Here is a 203-nt window from a genome sequence, read left to right on the forward strand (position 1 = left end):
TTCACCCGTTAAGTAACACCAACAGAAGCTTATAGCTAACACCGCAATCAATTTTTTCACTCGTCTAGGGTCTGTCAAGCGCGTATTTTCAAGATTAAACCCGCGTCCTTTGAGACAACTGAATAAGGTTTCAATTTCCCAGCGTAATGCATAATCCTGAATAGCATTGGCATTAAACTGAGGAGAAACGACGAGTAAAAGCT

1 protein-coding gene is annotated in these 203 nt (G+C 40.9%); it reads right to left on the bottom strand.

All coding sequences use genetic code 11. The annotated features are described in order from the left end of the window. Positions 1–203: transposase (locus L0U85_RS20315; protein ID WP_241379581.1), on the bottom strand; the 203-nt coding region annotated here is incomplete at both ends.

The sequence above is a fragment of the Glycomyces sp. L485 genome, from assembly GCF_022548875.1.
GTDB lineage: Bacteria > Actinomycetota > Actinomycetes > Mycobacteriales > Micromonosporaceae > Glycomyces.